Source organism: Treponema sp. R6D11, from assembly GCF_054786075.1.
The window spans coordinates 1-377 of the sequence record NZ_BDHD01001144.1 but is presented as its reverse complement, the minus strand read 5'-3'; the positions used below and the strand labels follow the sequence as shown (position 1 = coordinate 377).

The window sequence follows — 377 nt, the reverse complement described above, 5'->3', positions numbered from 1 at the left end:
AAATTGTTTCCGTTGCGCCGTCAATTTCCAAACTTGGTCGGGAATAGCTTGAACAAAATGAAAGAAGGGCTTTATAAGTAATGGCAATATATTGATATGCCGGTTCGGGATACAGAAGACCTGTAAGTTTGTCGCTTCCGCCAAGTTCTATAAAATTGATTGGCGCGTAACTAAAAAAGACAGGAGCAAAATTAAATGTTTCATTTTCCAATCCGGCTTGTTTTACGGAAGGATAACGCTCCCATTGCAGATCAATACGCCGCGATAAACTTTTTTCGCGCAAAGAATCGTTCTTTGAAACAAAAGTAGAAACTTTTTCAGGATCATTGTCCAGTCCAAAATTAACTGTAAAGCTAATGTTATTATTACTAATATTA

The 377-nt window shown here is 36.9% G+C and carries 1 pseudogene; it reads right to left on the bottom strand.

The features are described 5' to 3' along the window. A pseudogene (locus ACYVTD_RS17855) lies at window positions 1-377 on the bottom strand (hypothetical protein); the annotation flags it as partial.